The following is a 14,938-nucleotide window of genomic DNA, read 5'->3' as shown; positions in this document are numbered from 1 at the left end:
TCCGCCTTTCTAATGAAAGATTGTTTTCCCTCATTCATCTTCTTTGGCGAGGAGACCCCGACTTCTAAGCGAGAGCGAAAGTCGGGGAGGAATCGCCCTTCCTCCTTTCAATTAACAATGTACTAGCATGCTCAACTCTTTTTAACTTTTTCCAGCTTGCTGAAGCATGCACTTTTGTGCCATCTAACAGCCGAAGGTCAAAATAACCACTGCTTCTTCTGCCAAATATAAAACATTCTTTCCTTTCGTATACCACCTTGTCAAACAGTTGAAACCCTTTGACAAATCGTGGAGCTTTGTTTGATTTTCGTTTTCCGCCTTTTAAGATGGTTGCTTTATGCAATTGACGGTTGTTTTTTCGAACGAATTTTAGAAGATAAACCGTGCCACTTGGCTTGGCTAGTGGATTTCCACTAATACAACGAGCATCCACCATATGAGATTTAGACAGTCCATTAGCAATGCGAATACATTTGGTGATATACCCGTATGTGATATTTGCATGCGAGTATTTTTCTCTTATCCTACTAAACATTGCCCATCGCATGGCGGTCATCTGACTAGCATCCCTCATAGGCGGTCGTTTGCGTTGAAATATATGCTCAAGCCCTTTTTCGTGAATTTCATGGTGGCATGTTTTGCATAGAGTGACCAGATTATCTGGTGAATCACCTCCTGTCTTTCGACTTTCAATATGATGCACTTGGAGAACAGGGTCTTTCTTTTTTCCTTTGCAATATTGACAAGTATGATTGTCTCTGTATAGAACATACTCTCTAACATTCCAAAACCCCATTTGTTCTCCTTGTTGATATTCCACCCCTCGGATATTTAGGTTTTTTAATTTCTGTGTATCGAATGCTGCTACCTCAATAGTGACAGATGTGACAGGGAGAATATTGTGAACTAAGTCAATCAACTTTATATGCGAGTTGATTTTGTGTTGAATAGATGGTGGTAACCATCCCTCTGGTTTTCTTCTGTTAAGAAATCTGGCTTCTCGGTAGCGAGTCTTTCTGTTTCTTCGACTTCTACGGAACTGTCTCCGTATAGCAAGTAATTCCACAATATCTGTTCGAAGTTGCGCTTCCGCTTCAAACAGCACATCTTTCTTTGTTGTTGCAGAAATTCCTACATGTCGTGTCCCCATGTCAACACCCAATGACACGGGTTGTTTGTAACCACTGCTACCATATAAAAGCTGGATGGTAAAAGGTGTCCTTCTTACTACTTTTGCTTTCTTCTGTTTTAGCAAAAGTCTTGCTTTCCTTGGTGAGCATGGCATGAGTGGTTTTCCATGCTTATTGATAATGTACACGAACAAGACGTGTACCTGGTTAATATTTACCGTCACATTTCGTCCCAAATCGCAACAAAATGTGACTTTTTTGAAATATTAACCAGGAATTCACCTCCTTTTTCTATATTCAAAACCAATAGAGATTTTTGAAACGATGAATCAATGTCAATCGGTTCAGACCGTATCTTTTCAACACTTTGCCATCGATGGTGGTTAAATTGCATTGCTTCTTGTCGGGATAAAGGGCGGTAATGTAGCCTACGTACGTTTCTCCGTTACGTTTCGTATAACGGACAACATCCCGATGGCGAAAACCGTCCACTTCGTCCGTCTTTTTGTTTGAACGTCTGCGCATCGGCTTGATGTGCCATTCCTTGATGGCGCATTGTTCGTTGGTGACGAACGAATCGGTGATGACGATGGCATCGTTGGCGTGAGACTTTTCGATTCCCCAATCAATCCGTTTGTTTGCGGTGTCTCCCCCTGTTGTTAATATCACAGGGGCAACGGTTTCTAGTTCTTTCCGAAGATACATTTTCCCTTGCATGACATGCATCGCATCCCAATAACGCACGGGTCTTCCGTTGATTTTTTGGAAGAATTCGTCTTTGTAGGCTAGTTCGTTGCCTGTCACTTCCTTGTGGCAGTCAGAGCACAAACAAATCAAATTGTAAATGGAATTGCTGCCTCCCAATCTTCTTGGGATGATGTGATGCACTTCGATTCGGCAATTCGTTCTGCCGCATTTTTGGCAGGTGTTTTGGTCTCGTAAAATCACCGCTTTCCGAATGTTTTCATCCAAACGGTTGGATTGATGGTATTCCCACCGATAAGGTTGGTAGCCATTTTCAATGGCGCGGATATCGATTTGTACATCTTCCAAATGGATGAAATTTATTCGCGTCCATTTGTGAAGTTGTTGAATGACGCGCAAGACGGCTTCTTTCTTTTGCCGAATCGTGGGAGGAATCCGACCTGTTCGTTTGGATGAAGAACGATGGTGAAAGCGTTTGGGACGATACCGTTTGTAGCTTCTTCGGTATCTACGATATGCCCTTCTTGCATCTATTTTGTCTTTGACATCTTGGCGGTGTTCCAAAAACCCTTTTAAAATCGGTTTGTTTTTGGTTTTTCCGTTTTGTACCAAGGCGATGCCGACATATTTGGCACCATCGTCAATCCCTGCCCGAATGGGCGTTGTATCGATAGCTTCCTTCGGTATCGTTTTGTTCAGTCGAATGACCATTGGAAACCGTTGAACCAACGTTGCCCGCTGTTTGCGTATCAAATACCAAGCTTTATTTTCCTTTGTCGGGGAAAGTTTGTTTCCCGTTTTGTCTAAAACAAATGCGTAGGTCATCTCTGACCAACCTCCTTGCGGGAATTACGCTCCTCGCCAATGTCGGAAGGAGGGCATGCCGTTTCGGTGTTGGGTTGCCATGACCTAGGCAACGGTCTTCCTCACGGCTGCCATGGATTCGGACTGGAGCAACATCCGAATGTGGCACTTCACCTGACCTTCCAACGTAGTTCATCGTGCAGCCACCCTTTCGGGTGTCACACTCACTCAGGCTAGAAAGCACAGAACAGTTCGTACCAAAACCAAGGGTCACGTTTTGGTACGATTTTTTACGGTTTGTTATCAAAATCAACCAACTGTTCCATGCTCCTTTCAGGAGTGAGTTCCTCCTCCCCAATGTTGGAAGGGCTTGTTCGGCAGACAGCACCGCTCCTACCCATCAGAGCTTTTAACCATCTGCGACAGGGTTACGGACTGGAGGAGCATCCGTAAGTGTCATGACCCTTCCAACGTAGCCATTGAATGGCTGAGGGTAGTCAACTAGGGCTTGCCAAGCCCCCACTTCAAAAGCCGTTAGGCTTTAAGTGGTGGGTAGTTGACTAATATAATGGGAATGTTCCCCGACAACAAATTACTAATGAATGTCAGCCACTTCACTCGACAGAACCGGTCAATCGGGAGCGCCACCGGCAAGACCCGCATCCAAGCCGGTGAACCGCTTCTTGTTTTTTGGCGCAAACAAAGGCAAGCGATTCAACGGAGTTCTGTTGATCAACATTCCCCGTGGAGAAGACCGTTTTCCACGGTGTTTCGTTGCCCCCTCAAAAATCCAACAACGACTCCCCGTTCGCCTCATCGTCAATGTCAGGGGAGCGTCCCCCGACAGAAACGGCTCCAAGCGAAAGCCCGCCAGCAACCGAAATCGGCCCGCCGACGGCAAGCGACTCTGTCGAGACAGACGGAACGGACGGTTGCGGCTGGCCTGTCGTTTCCAGCATCAAATCGCATAAAACGCGAATGGCAGCGACATGTTCACGCATCCGCTGCGGGTCATGGGCCGCCTTTGCCTTGCGCAATTCGTCTTCCATTTTGGCGACAACCGCCGCCAAAGAGATCGTCATGATGTCTTCCCCCTTTCTTCATTCAGCGCGGGCGCCGATGTTCTCGATTTGCCAATCGATCGGTTCGCGTCCGTGCTTGGTTAAAAACGCGTTCGTCCGCGAAAACGGGCGATGGCCGAAAAAGCCGCGCGCGGCGGAAAACGGGCTCGGGTGCGGCGCTTCAATAATCAGATGGCGCGGATTCGTAATCCGTTCTTTTTTCTCTTGCGCGTTCCGGCCCCAAAGCAAAAAGACGACCGGATCGTCTTTTTCGTTGACGAGCTCAATGACGCGGTCAGTGAAATATTCCCACCCTTTGCCGCGATGGGAGTTCGCCTGGCCGCGGCGGACCGTCAACACCGTGTTTAACAACAGCACCCCTTGCTCAGCCCATTTGACGAGATAGCCGTTATCTGGTATATAGCAGCCAAGGTCGTCATGCAGCTCTTTAAAAATGTTCGCTAAGGACGGCGGCACCGGCACGCCCGGCTTGACGGAAAAACTAAGCCCGTGCGCCTGCCCCGGTCCGTGGTACGGATCTTGCCCGAGCAGCACGACTTTGACGTTTGCATACGGTGTATAATGAAGGGCGTTGAAAATATCGTGCATATCCGGATAAATTGTCCGCGTCCGGTACTCCTCTTTTAAAAACTCGCGCAGCTTTAAGTAGTACGGCTTTTGAAACTCCTCTTCAAGCAGCGGAGCCCAGTCGTTTTTGAGAATCGGCATTGCGAGCAACTCCTTTGCCATCGGCTTTTTCCCTTTTATCATTGTAGCCCAAAAGACACCAGCGTCAAAGCGAACGGAACGGGAAAGCCTGAACAATCATGACGCGGCCTGCTTAATGGGCAAATCCCCCGCCTCCGCCATCGAAAAAAGCGGACGGGAAGATCAAAATGTCCGCGAAATCAACCACCGAAGCAGCCAAACGCCAAGCCACACGTATAAAAGGATGATCAGCGCCCCGGCGACCCAGTTGGTCGGCTTGCCGCGCCCAGCGAGCTCTTCCGCCTTTGCCCGGTGTTCAGCGGCGATGTCTTTCGGCAGCCATTTTAGCGCCAAGTAAATGCCCAGCGGCACAAGCAACAAATCATCCACGTACCCGAGAACCGGAACGAAATCGGGGATCAAATCGACCGGGCTGAACGCATACGCCGCAACGCCAAGCATAAAGAGCCGCAGCCAGACAGAGACGCGCCGATCGCGACTGGCTGAATACAAGACAAAAATTTCCCGTTTCAGCGCCCTCGCCCATTCTTTCCATTTTTCGAACATGGATCATCTCCGCCCCTTTTCTGTTTCAAATAGTATAAAATATGGGTATATCCATTGTAAACGCCTAAGCGGCGGACAACCTGATTAACGATCCTGAAGACAAACGATCGATCATTTGAGGTGAACGAACATGGACAGGAAACGATTTCATATCGTTCATGACGAACAGTCAGACCGGCACGTAGTATACATAAAAGGGGAGCTTGATTTAGCGGCAGCCGAGCAGTTTCGGCGCGCCGTCGAGCCGCTCGCCAATGATGCAAGGAAACTGCTTGTCATCCGTTTAGACGAATTGACGTATATCGACAGCACCGGCATCGGCATGTTTGTCGCACTGTTGAAAACGAGAAAGAAACAAGGAGCGCAGTTTGCCATTGAGAACGTGCCGCCCAAAGTGCAGCGCTTGTTTGACTTAACGGGAGTATCTTACTTTTTTTCCGAAACGAACGATACGACAGAAAGGGTCGGGGGCCAATCATGAAAGAGCACGAAACCGTCGTACAGCTATCGATTCCAGCCGATGCACAGTTTATCGATGTCGCGCGTTTGACGTTGTATGGGCTGGCCGCTAAGATGGGATTCTCATATGAAGAGATTGAAGATATGAAAGTCGCTGTTTCCGAGGCGTGCAATAACGCTGTTTTGCATGCGTACAACGGAAAAAGGGGAATGATTCATCTCCGCTTTGAGATGGGTGCCGATGCCTTAACGATCATCGTTAAAGATGAAGGGAAAGGATTTGATTACAAACAGGCGGCGAAGCAAGCGGCCCCATTGTCCGCTAAGCCGCTTAAGGACGTCAAAATCGGCGGTCTCGGCCTCTTTTTAATGGAAGCGCTCATGGACGATGTGAGTGTCACGACAACAAGCGGAACAGAAGTCCGCCTGACGAAATTCCGCCATCGCGGCGAAGGAGAGCATGCCCATGAATGTATATCCCCCTCCTCTGTCCAAGAGCAAGCTTGACGCCCTCATTTCCGCCTATCAACAGACAAAGACGGAAGAAGCGGCGACGGCGCTGCTCGTTCGCTTCGAGCCGCTCATTGCGGCCGCGGCCAAAAAAATGGCGCGCAGCCGCCCCGATTTTTACGAGGATTTATTTCAAGTCGGGCGGTTATCGTTTTTGCGCCTCCTTGAGCATTACGACCCGAAGCAAGGAACAAGCTTCGAATCGTACGCGATGAAAAGCTTGATCGGTTATATGAAAAATTATTTGCGCGACAAAGCGTGGTATATCCAGGTGCCGCGCCGGGTGAAAGAAAAAGGAAGCAAAGTGCAGAAGGCGATCGATGAGCTGACCGTTACGCTTGAGCGGTCGCCGAACATCGAGGAAATCGCGAGCCATTTAGGGTTATCGGTCGAAGAAACGATTGAGATTTTGGCTGGCCGCGACCATTATCAGGCGATTTCCATCGATGCCCCGGTGCAGGACGGGGAAAAGGACGCGACAACCATCGGCGAATTTCTTGCTGATGAAACGGACGAGGTCGAGGCGCTCATCGAGCGGCTTGACTTGCAGGAAGCGATCGGCAAGCTGAGCGAGCAGGAGCGGATCGTCATCGAGGCGGTGTTCCGCCGCGGAGAAACGCAGCGCTCGCTCGCCGAACAGCTCGGCGTCTCGCAAATGACGATCAGCCGCATTCAAAAGCGGGCGATCGAAAAGCTGAAGCGGCAGCTTGCCACCGCCTATCCGTCATAACGGCAGAAGAAAGCGCCGCCTTACGCATCGGGCGATCTGAACGCTGATGTCAACGGCGGCGCAATAAAAGCAACGTCTGATCGTCTTTTTGTTCGTATTGGTGATACGCCTTCACCTGCTCGTACAACTCGCGGACGGTTTGTGCGGCAGGCTGGTCGAGGTTGACTCGTGCGACCATTGAGGCGAGGACGGAAAAGTCATCGGCCGCTTCTTCTCCGCGCTTTTCTGTCACGCCGTCCGTGTACAACAGCACAAAATCACCGGGTTCTAGCACCACCGATTTAGTTTCAAACGAAAATTGCGGAAACAAGCCGAGCGCGCATCCTTTGGCGTGCAGCGGGACGCATTGTTTCGTTTTCGCCCGGTATAGAAGCGCCGGCTCATGCCCGGCGCACGCATACGAAAACGTGTGTGTTTTTTCGTTGTAATTGCCGACAAACATCGTCACAAACATCGACGGTTCTGTGTAATCATAGGCGAACCGGTTCAACAAGTCAAGATACACATGCGGCTGCGTCCCGTAATGAACGGTCCGGTCTAAAATAAATTTCATCAATGTCATCAGCATCGCGGCTGGAATGCCTTTTCCCGACACATCGGCAATGCCGACTGAGACGGATGTTTGGTGGACGGAAAAGTGGTAAAAATCGCCGCTTAATACCCGAGCAGGAACGCTGAGGACGCCGATGTCGACATAGGACGGCAAGTTCGCTTTCGAAGACGTCTGCAAGAGCGATCGCTGCATATTCGCAGCGAGCGACAGTTCAAAATCGAGCTGTTCACGCTCGCGTTCAAGCCGCTCCTTCTCTTTTTTCTCTGTCACGTCGCGCAGCACGGCGACTAGCCCCGTCAGTGCGCCGTTTTCCATCACTGGCGCCAGCGTATAGCTCACCGGCAAACAAACGCCGTCGCGACGACAAAACGGCTCTTCTTCGACGCGAATCACTTCGCCGCTTTTCAGCCGTTTGACAACACGGCGCAGCTGCTTCCAATCCCACGCGTCACCGTTCGGCCCGGCGAGCGATACAAAGGAAAATAACGGCTTTCCTTTCGCTTCCTCAGGGACGACACCGATCAGCCGACCGGCTTCCGGGTTCATCCAAACGATTTGTCCATCCCGGTCTAACATCATCAACCCCTCGCCAAGGGCGTTCGCCATCATTTCCAGCTGCTGTTCGTGTTGCTTCAGCTCCACATATGGCTTTTCGATCGTTTCCACATACATCGCGCGCACGACATACAAAAATCCGGCCACTTCGTACAGCTGCCCCCATAGCACATGCCCGTTGCCGAGCAGAAGCAGCACTTGGCCAAAGGCAAACAGCAGCAACGCCATCAGCCAGTACAAGAGTGCAGGAGAGCCGCCCTGCCGATAGCGACGCCATACAAGCGCAGCCGCGGCCGCATCAAGCAAACCGACCGCCCCTTCTCCCGCCTGCCACCAAAGCGGCCAGCGGCTCGTCCGATCTTCCAGCCAAAGCGGCGCCGTAACATGAATGAATAGCCCAACCGCCACTGTATAAGCAAAGGCGGCTAAAAACGCCTGCCAACGCTGGCCGCTGCGACGCTCCATCACCTCGTCCGGACGCGAAAATAAAAAGAGCAGCCCCCAAGCGATCGTAAAGCGAGCGGCAAGCGAAAACAGCGACGCCTCACCGACGTCTGAGAATGAAAGGAGAAAATGAAACGAAAACAGCGTCCCTGAGGAGAAAAACAGCGCCCCCATCACAAGCCGTTCCATCGACAGCGTGTGAGGAAACACGACCCACCCTTGCACGGCGACAAGCCAACAGACGACAACGGCGGCAAGCCCTAAAGCAAGATGAATAGAATGATAGAAACTAGGCGAAAAAGGGAGCCGCCCTGCAACGAACAAAAGCAAGCCAAACAGCATGGCCGCCAACGCTGCCGCCGCGCTGTGCAGACGCATTAACTCGTTTTGTCTATGTTCGTTCACAAACGGTGAACCTCCACTCTTCGTTTATATGGTTTATTATACCATACGTTGTCTAACTGGCGTATACGAACGTCGCAGTACGTTTCTGTTTCATGCGGCTGATACAACAAAAAAAGAGGCCCTCCGAACGGAGAACCTCCCTCGATGAGCCGAGAGCCATTTCCCAAGCAATATTTCCTGCCGCAGCGGAATAGAAAAACAAATCTTGCCCGCATGGATCAAAATGTATGGGCCAAGTCTTTCGCCCGGGCAATGGCGTTTGCCTTAATTTCTTCCGCTTTTTCCGGCACGGCCGCATGCCCCTCGACGAATAAGCCTTCAAATGATGGCACGCCGAAAAACTGCATAATGACGCTTAAATAGCGGTGTCCCATTTCCATCGCTGCCGCTGGGCCTTCCGAATAAAAACCGCCGCGCGCCTGAATGTGGAGTGCTTTTTTATCGGTGAGCAGCCCAACCGGCCCTTGTTCGGTATACTTGAACGTTTTTCCGGCCACCGCCACCGCGTCAATGTACGCTTTCAATACGGGCGGGAAAGAAAAGTTCCACATCGGCGTGACGAACACGTATTTGTCCGCGGAGATGAACTGATCGCACAGCTCGTTCATCCGTCCGACTTTCGCTTTTTCCTCGGCCGAGAGCTGTTCAAACGATTGGCCAGAACGGAGCTTGCCCCATCCACTGAATACGTCGACATCGATTTCCGGAATGTATTCTTTATACAAGTCGAGATGAATCACTTCATGATCCGGATGCACTTGCTTGTACGTGTCGATAAACGCCTTCCCGACCGCCATGCTGTACGATTGTGTATCGTCGTGGGGATGGGCGGTGATGTACAATACTTTCGTCATGATGCATACTCCCTTTCTTGATGATCTCAGCATTTTAGTGTTTGCCGTTTGTAAAAACGACATGCATTTATCTCTACTCCAAATATCTCGAACAAGAGATAATTATAGAAAGAAGATGCGAATTTGGCAAATCATTTGCCCAAAAAAAAATTGCCCTTGAGGCAATTGACGTGCGGATCGGTTATTCGCTTTGTTCCACAGCAAACGGATTGCCGCTGATTTGTTTTCGTATCTCATCCGTGAGCGTAAACGGCTCGCTTTTGACACCGCTTTCATTTTCGCTAGGCAGATGACCGCTGCCATCGTAGTAGATCGGTTTTCCTTCCATGATGGCTAACCTCCTTGATTCGTGCAGGATACAGGAACTAGTCTGTGCTTCTATTTTACCATTTATGCGGCGGGAATTCGATCGTTTTTTGAAATTCGAGTCGGCCAAGACTTGGTGGAGAACGTTTTTTGGCTCCCTATGGAATTTTGAAATCACGGGTGATTGGGCCATTTTCAGGAGTTTATATCCGTAAGCGCTTTTGTACTCTCATCCCTCATCATGAGGTGACTCCATTTAGTCTCATTTTTTACATCCAACCACCATCGCGAAGAGCCGGCAACGCTTGATCGATGGGCGTCCCCGATGACGGTTGAAGACACAGGATGTTTTGTCGCCTCACATCCGCCACCGCCGTCCTGCCTCCCGTTTGGCCTGTTCGACTCACTTGGCCTTCTTCGGGGCCGAGGCTGCCCTCTGGGGTTCTTCCTCCTCCAACTTCCCTTTCTCCGCCCTATTCCATCGATTTGGGTGATCATGGTCCGTGAACTACCCCCACTTAATTTTCTAGCGAAAATTTGAAGTGGGGGCTTCCAAAGAAGTTTGACTGCTTCAAGCAATCCTTATTCTTTGAGGCGTGTCCACTTCGCCGCTAGAGCATAAGACACTCAGGTCTACAGCTTTACTTTTCTTTAAGATGTTTAATGCGCCATTGACATCAGCATTAATTAGTTTGCCAGACTTTGTTCGATACAAGCCGCGCTTAATACGTTTGCCGCTGAACTTATATTCTTTTGGATTGTCGGCATTATATTCAGGAATCTCATCGCCGTCAAAAAAGCTGGCTTGAGACGTATATGATTCTTCCTGTTTCAAGAATTCAATGCCGTAAAATTCACAAAGATATTCTAATTTTTCTTTTATGTTACCGAGAGGAATATTGACAAAGTTTTGATTTGTCTTTTTTCCTAGATTAATATTGCGTTGTAATGTTTCCGCATAGCCAATGACAAGTTTGCCAATTTGATTTTCAATACAGTAGTTAATAATGTAACGGCAAGTCTTGTTGATATAATCATTCACTTTATTATTGCGATTCATAGCAAGCAACGCCTGTTTACGAGTCGTGCCTTTGATTTTTTGCTTATCTTTCATGCTTTGAAGTCTGGCATTTTCTTTGTTAAACCATTGATTTATACTTTTTAATCTCCGCCCATCAATGATGAATGATCTGCCGTCTGATGTGACACAAGTGGCAAGATTGTTTAATCCTAAATCAATGGCCAGTGCTTTTTGGTCATTTAATTCTCTTTGATCTTCAGGCATTTCATATTTGTACTGAATCTCAAAGAACCTGGCATGATGCTTAGGAATGATTTCAATCTGCTTAATCTTTTTGTCCAGCAACACAGGCGGAATCGTTATCGTGATAGGCTTGTGAGTCTTTTTAAATAGGCGAGAATACGGTATCGTGAATTTATTGCCGTCTATACGAATCTGGCCAATGATCAGTGAATGAAAGCCATCTTTTTTAAGATATTTTGGAATACTGATAGCTTTGTAGTCATATTTTCCTTGTTTGGCAAGACTGATCAAACCAAAGAAAGATTTAAAGGCTTCATTGACCTTTTTTAAAATTTGCTGTGCCATGTTGCTGTTTAACAGCTTATAGTTTTCGTTAGTTTTTGCAAGATGATAGTTTTTCTCATAATTAAGAAATTCCTTGTGTTCAAAATAGTATTGTCTGACATTGTACAATCCGACGTTGTACATGTTCTTGGCAATATGGCACAGTTCTCGAAGAGTCAAGTATTCTTCTTTGGTCAAACCATTTAGCTGTTGTTTGATACAAAAATACATTTTTTCACCTCCCATCTAACTATATTATACTATATTTTACTGAATCTATCCTATTTTCAGCAAAATATAGTTAAGGCGATTCATCTCCCACTTACTCCGCTTCGCTTCGTCGAAGTGGGAGTCTTCTCGCCTAATTAAGATAAACGCCCGAAGCCGCTTCCCTTTCTCTTAGCGGGAAACAGAGTCCATCCGCTTCCACCAACAGCACCCGACCATATCGTTGGGAAACAGAGGGGAGGAGCGAGACAGGGGCCCATACCCATCAAGTTAAGAATTTTGGTCTTTGTGCATCGTCAAAAACATGGTATCCTTTCTAACGAACACTCCACGTTAGAAAGGATTTTTTTCATGGAAAAGTTCCATGAGCAATTTTTGCTCTCCACCCGGGCATGAAAATCTCCCTTTTCTTCCCATAATGAAGAGTAGGCGCAAACAGTTCAACAGGACGTTATGCTTAATGGTGGCTTAGACCCTGTACGGAAAAGTGTTTGAATCCACTGGGTGCACCACCCATTGTCCGCCCTTTCCCGATGCGGAGGAAAGGTGACGACGAACGGAAAACTGCCGCATTTCTCCCGTGGATTCGCTGTTTGCGCACTCGATCATCGAAAAGGAGGATTTTCATCATGGATGTCATCTATCCTCGCTGCGCAGGATTGGATGTTCATGCCGAAACCATCGTCGCCTGCGCGCTATGGGAAGAAGATGGACACATTCAAAAGGACATTCAAACCTTCTCCACGTTCTCGAAGGGACTTGGCGACCTGCTTGAGTGGCTCGAAGAACATGGCGTCACCCATGTCGCCATGGAATCCACCGGCGTGTATTGGAAACCGGTCTTCGCCTTCCTCGAGGGCTATGTCGACTTGACACTGGCCAATCCGCAGCGGATCAAAAATGTCCCGGGAAGAAAAACCGATGTCTCGGACGCCGAGTGGATCGCCAAGCTGCTCCGCCATGGACTCGTTGAAAAAAGTTTCGTCCCCCCAGCGGATATTCGCGAATTGCGGGATTTTACCCGCCTCCGCAAAAAGTGGGTCGGACAGCTGACTTCGGAGAAAAACCGGATTCAAAAAGTGCTCGAGTCTTCCAATGTCAAACTCGGCTCGGTCCTCTCCGATCTCTTCGGCGTTTCCGGAAAAGACATCCTCGCCCGGCTGCTTGAGAAGGGATACGTGGACAAGGACGAGTTGGATCAATGCCTGCGCGGAAGGCTCAAAAAGAAAAAGCAAGCGGTGTACGATTCGCTGCTCGGCACCTTGACCGAACACGAGCTCCGTCTCCTTCGCCTCTTGTGGAAACACGTTGAGGAATTGGAGCAGTTAATCGAAGAAGTCGACCAGCACATCGACCGCCTGCTCGAGCCGTATCGCGAGGAAGTGAACCTGCTGATGACCATGCCCGGAGTGAAAAAACAAACCGCCGCCGTCATCATAGCCGAGATGGGAACCGACATGAGCGTCTTTGAAACGCCGGAACGGGCGGCTTCATGGACTGGATTGTCCCCCGGCAACCATGAAAGCGCCGGAAAGCGAAAGAGCACGCGCACGACAAAAGGCAATCCCCATCTCCGATCGGCGTTATGCGAGGCGGCATGGTCAGCAGCTCGATCCAAGACGCATCCCTTGTCCCGAAAGTTTTGGTCGTTGGCGGCCCGGTGCGGGAAGAAAAAAGCCCTCATCGCCATTGCTCGGCGGATGTTGGTGATCATCTTTTGCATGATCTCCCGCAAAGAGCCGTTCCGCCAACCACAACTTATTTAGTCTAGCCAAAAGGCAGACAGGTTATACGAGATGCCTAAAATCGGGCACCTCTGCTTTCCTATTGCCTTTTTTGGCCATTTTCAGTATACCCTCACGGATCAGGAGCGTATACCGCACTCACCAAGTGGTGGGGATTTTCACGGAAAAACAAATGAAAGCATGGATTCAAACCATTTGTCAACTCTTTTCTCCCGAAGAATTAACCCGTCTCGCACGGAAAACAGGCTTTATCCGGCGGCAGCGTTCGTTAACGGCGGAAGCCTTTCTGACTCTCTGTGCATGGGGAGATGGCTCACTGGCCAAACAGTCGCTTCAGCGGTTGTGTGCGGCCTTGACGCTCTGGCATGGCTGTTCCCTTTCAAGCGAAGGCTTGAATCAGCGTTTTACCGATCGGGCCGTGGCATTTTTGCGAGAAGTGTTTTTCCTTCTCCTCCTGCATCAACGTCCATTGCTTTTGTCAGCCATGGAGACCTATCGAACTTGTTTTACCCGCCTGCGGATTTTGGACTCAACCAGCTTTTTGGTTCCCGCTGACTATGGGGAAGACTATCGAGGTTCCGTTTCGTCGGGGGTGAAAATTCAGTTTGAATATGACTTGTTATCCGGCGCCTGCCTTCAGCTATGCGTTCAATCGGCCAATGACTCGGACGCTCGTTTTGCCTATCATGCCCAGCATACGATTTTACCGAATGACCTATGTATTCGGGATTTGGGCTTTTTCTCCGTTGCCGCACTGGCCGAGATCGACGCCCGCGGAGCGTATTATATTACTCGGCTCCGTTCCGATATGAAAGTGTATATCAAGGAGAATGGCCAGTGGAAGGAATGGGATTGGGAATCCCTTGGGAATCAATTAGAGGAAGGGGAATCAGTGGAAATGGAACATGTGTACATCGGACATGAACGCTTGTATGTTCCACGGTTGGTTTTCCGCCGTCTGACGGCGGAAGAATGGCAAAAACGGATGGCGTATGTGCGGAAAAAGGAAAAAAGAAAAGGGAAGGCGCTGGCACGCCAAACCCTCGAACAAAAGAAATACCACATCTTACTGACGAATTTACCACAAGAGTCGTTTGATGGTCAACAGGTTTATGAGCTCTATTCCCTGCGCTGGCAAATTGAATTGTTGTTTAAAGCCTGGAAATCCGTATTTGATTTGGAGAAAGTCAAGGAGATGAAAAAAGAACGTTTCGAATGCCATTTATACGGGACGTTGATTGCCATTTTGGTCACCCAGACGTTTCTGTTTCAAGCTCGGATGTATTGGCATCAAAAGGAAGACATTGAAATCAGTGAACGGAAAGCGCTCGATCTTCTCCAATCGTATTGGCACCAGTTGCTTTTGCGTTCGCATATGGCGGAAATCAACCTTTTCTCTCTCCTTTCCCTGTTACGAAAACATGCCAAGAAAGGTCGAAGGAAAGGGGAAGAAACGGCATCAGATATCTTAACGAAATTAGAGATATGGTAGAATTAGATATGGATATAAATACCAAATACCCCTCTTCTGGAGGGGTATTTGGTATGCCCAATAATGGATGTGATCCCCATCATTCACTGCGGGG

At 48.9% G+C, this 14,938-nt stretch carries 14 protein-coding genes; 5 read left to right on the top strand and 9 right to left on the bottom strand.

All coding sequences use genetic code 11. The features are described 5' to 3' along the window. Positions 1 to 64 precede the first annotated feature (64 nt). From iscB (GS3922_RS16155) to GS3922_RS16135, 5 genes are all read right to left on the bottom strand, one after another. The gene (iscB, locus tag GS3922_RS16155; RefSeq protein ID WP_236933452.1) at positions 65 to 1,285 is read right to left on the bottom strand and encodes an RNA-guided endonuclease IscB; all 1,221 of its coding nucleotides are present in this window, start codon (positions 1,283 to 1,285) and stop codon (positions 65 to 67) included. A 142-nt stretch (positions 1,286 to 1,427) separates the two neighbouring features. Continuing rightward, positions 1,428 to 2,660, bottom strand: a complete 1,233-nt coding sequence (iscB, locus tag GS3922_RS16150; protein WP_063167151.1) for an RNA-guided endonuclease IscB — start codon at positions 2,658 to 2,660, stop codon at positions 1,428 to 1,430. A gap of 761 nt (positions 2,661 to 3,421) precedes the next feature. Continuing rightward, entirely contained in the window at positions 3,422 to 3,721 is a 300-nt protein-coding gene (locus GS3922_RS16145; RefSeq protein WP_063167150.1) for a YwdI family protein, read from the bottom strand. 18 nt (positions 3,722 to 3,739) lie between these two features. Next, a complete protein-coding gene (locus GS3922_RS16140; RefSeq protein ID WP_011232888.1) occupies positions 3,740 to 4,429 on the bottom strand; it encodes a uracil-DNA glycosylase in 690 nt (229 codons plus the stop codon). A 162-nt stretch (positions 4,430 to 4,591) separates the two neighbouring features. After that, on the bottom strand, positions 4,592 to 4,975 hold the full coding sequence (locus GS3922_RS16135; protein WP_063167149.1) for a YkvA family protein: 384 nt from the start codon (positions 4,973 to 4,975) through the stop codon (positions 4,592 to 4,594). Positions 4,976 to 5,105: 130 nt separating this feature from the next. Here GS3922_RS16135 and GS3922_RS16130 point away from each other — a divergent pair, with 130 nt between their 5' ends. Genes GS3922_RS16130 through GS3922_RS16120 form a run of 3 tightly spaced genes read left to right on the top strand, consistent with a single transcriptional unit; the run spans position 5,106 to position 6,674 of the window. Continuing rightward, a complete protein-coding gene (locus GS3922_RS16130) occupies positions 5,106 to 5,456 on the top strand; it encodes an STAS domain-containing protein (protein ID WP_063167148.1) in 351 nt (116 codons plus the stop codon). Further along, positions 5,453 to 5,941: an anti-sigma B factor RsbW gene (gene rsbW / locus GS3922_RS16125; protein ID WP_063167147.1), complete on the top strand. Its 489-nt coding sequence runs from the start codon at positions 5,453 to 5,455 to the stop codon at positions 5,939 to 5,941. Before GS3922_RS16130 ends, rsbW begins: the two co-directional genes overlap by 4 nt. Beyond that, entirely contained in the window at positions 5,901 to 6,674 is a 774-nt protein-coding gene (locus tag GS3922_RS16120) for a sigma-70 family RNA polymerase sigma factor (protein WP_063167146.1), read from the top strand. The genes rsbW and GS3922_RS16120 overlap by 41 nt, the downstream gene beginning before the upstream one ends. A 49-nt stretch (positions 6,675 to 6,723) precedes the next feature. On the opposite strand, the gene GS3922_RS16115 is transcribed toward GS3922_RS16120, so the two are convergent. The 4 genes from GS3922_RS16115 to GS3922_RS16100 form a co-directional block, all read right to left on the bottom strand. Next, the gene (locus tag GS3922_RS16115) at positions 6,724 to 8,604 is read right to left on the bottom strand and encodes a SpoIIE family protein phosphatase (RefSeq protein WP_413229280.1); all 1,881 of its coding nucleotides are present in this window, start codon (positions 8,602 to 8,604) and stop codon (positions 6,724 to 6,726) included. 245 nt (positions 8,605 to 8,849) lie between these two features. Next, complete coding sequence (locus GS3922_RS16110; protein ID WP_063167144.1) at positions 8,850 to 9,485, bottom strand: FMN-dependent NADH-azoreductase; 636 nt, start codon at positions 9,483 to 9,485, stop codon at positions 8,850 to 8,852. 181 nt (positions 9,486 to 9,666) lie between these two features. Further along, positions 9,667 to 9,813, bottom strand: coding sequence for a hypothetical protein (locus GS3922_RS17925; RefSeq protein ID WP_168157863.1), 147 nt, complete (start codon positions 9,811 to 9,813; stop codon positions 9,667 to 9,669). Between the two features lie 549 nt (positions 9,814 to 10,362). Then, complete coding sequence (locus tag GS3922_RS16100) at positions 10,363 to 11,610, bottom strand: RNA-guided endonuclease InsQ/TnpB family protein (protein ID WP_063167143.1); 1,248 nt, start codon at positions 11,608 to 11,610, stop codon at positions 10,363 to 10,365. A 626-nt stretch (positions 11,611 to 12,236) separates the two neighbouring features. On the opposite strand from GS3922_RS16100, the gene GS3922_RS16095 reads away from it, so the two are divergent. Beyond that, positions 12,237 to 13,373 carry an IS110-like element ISGka2 family transposase gene (locus GS3922_RS16095; protein WP_014195317.1) on the top strand — a complete coding sequence of 379 codons (1,137 nt, stop codon included), beginning with the start codon at positions 12,237 to 12,239 and terminating at the stop codon, positions 13,371 to 13,373. Between the two features lie 151 nt (positions 13,374 to 13,524). Beyond that, positions 13,525 to 14,844, top strand: coding sequence for an IS4 family transposase (locus GS3922_RS16090; protein ID WP_063167441.1), 1,320 nt, complete (start codon positions 13,525 to 13,527; stop codon positions 14,842 to 14,844). Positions 14,845 to 14,938: the final 94 nt, after the last annotated feature.

The organism is Geobacillus subterraneus, assembly GCF_001618685.1.
Taxonomy (GTDB): Bacteria; Bacillota; Bacilli; order Bacillales; family Anoxybacillaceae; genus Geobacillus; species Geobacillus subterraneus.
This window is presented reverse-complemented; position numbering and strand designations above follow the sequence as displayed.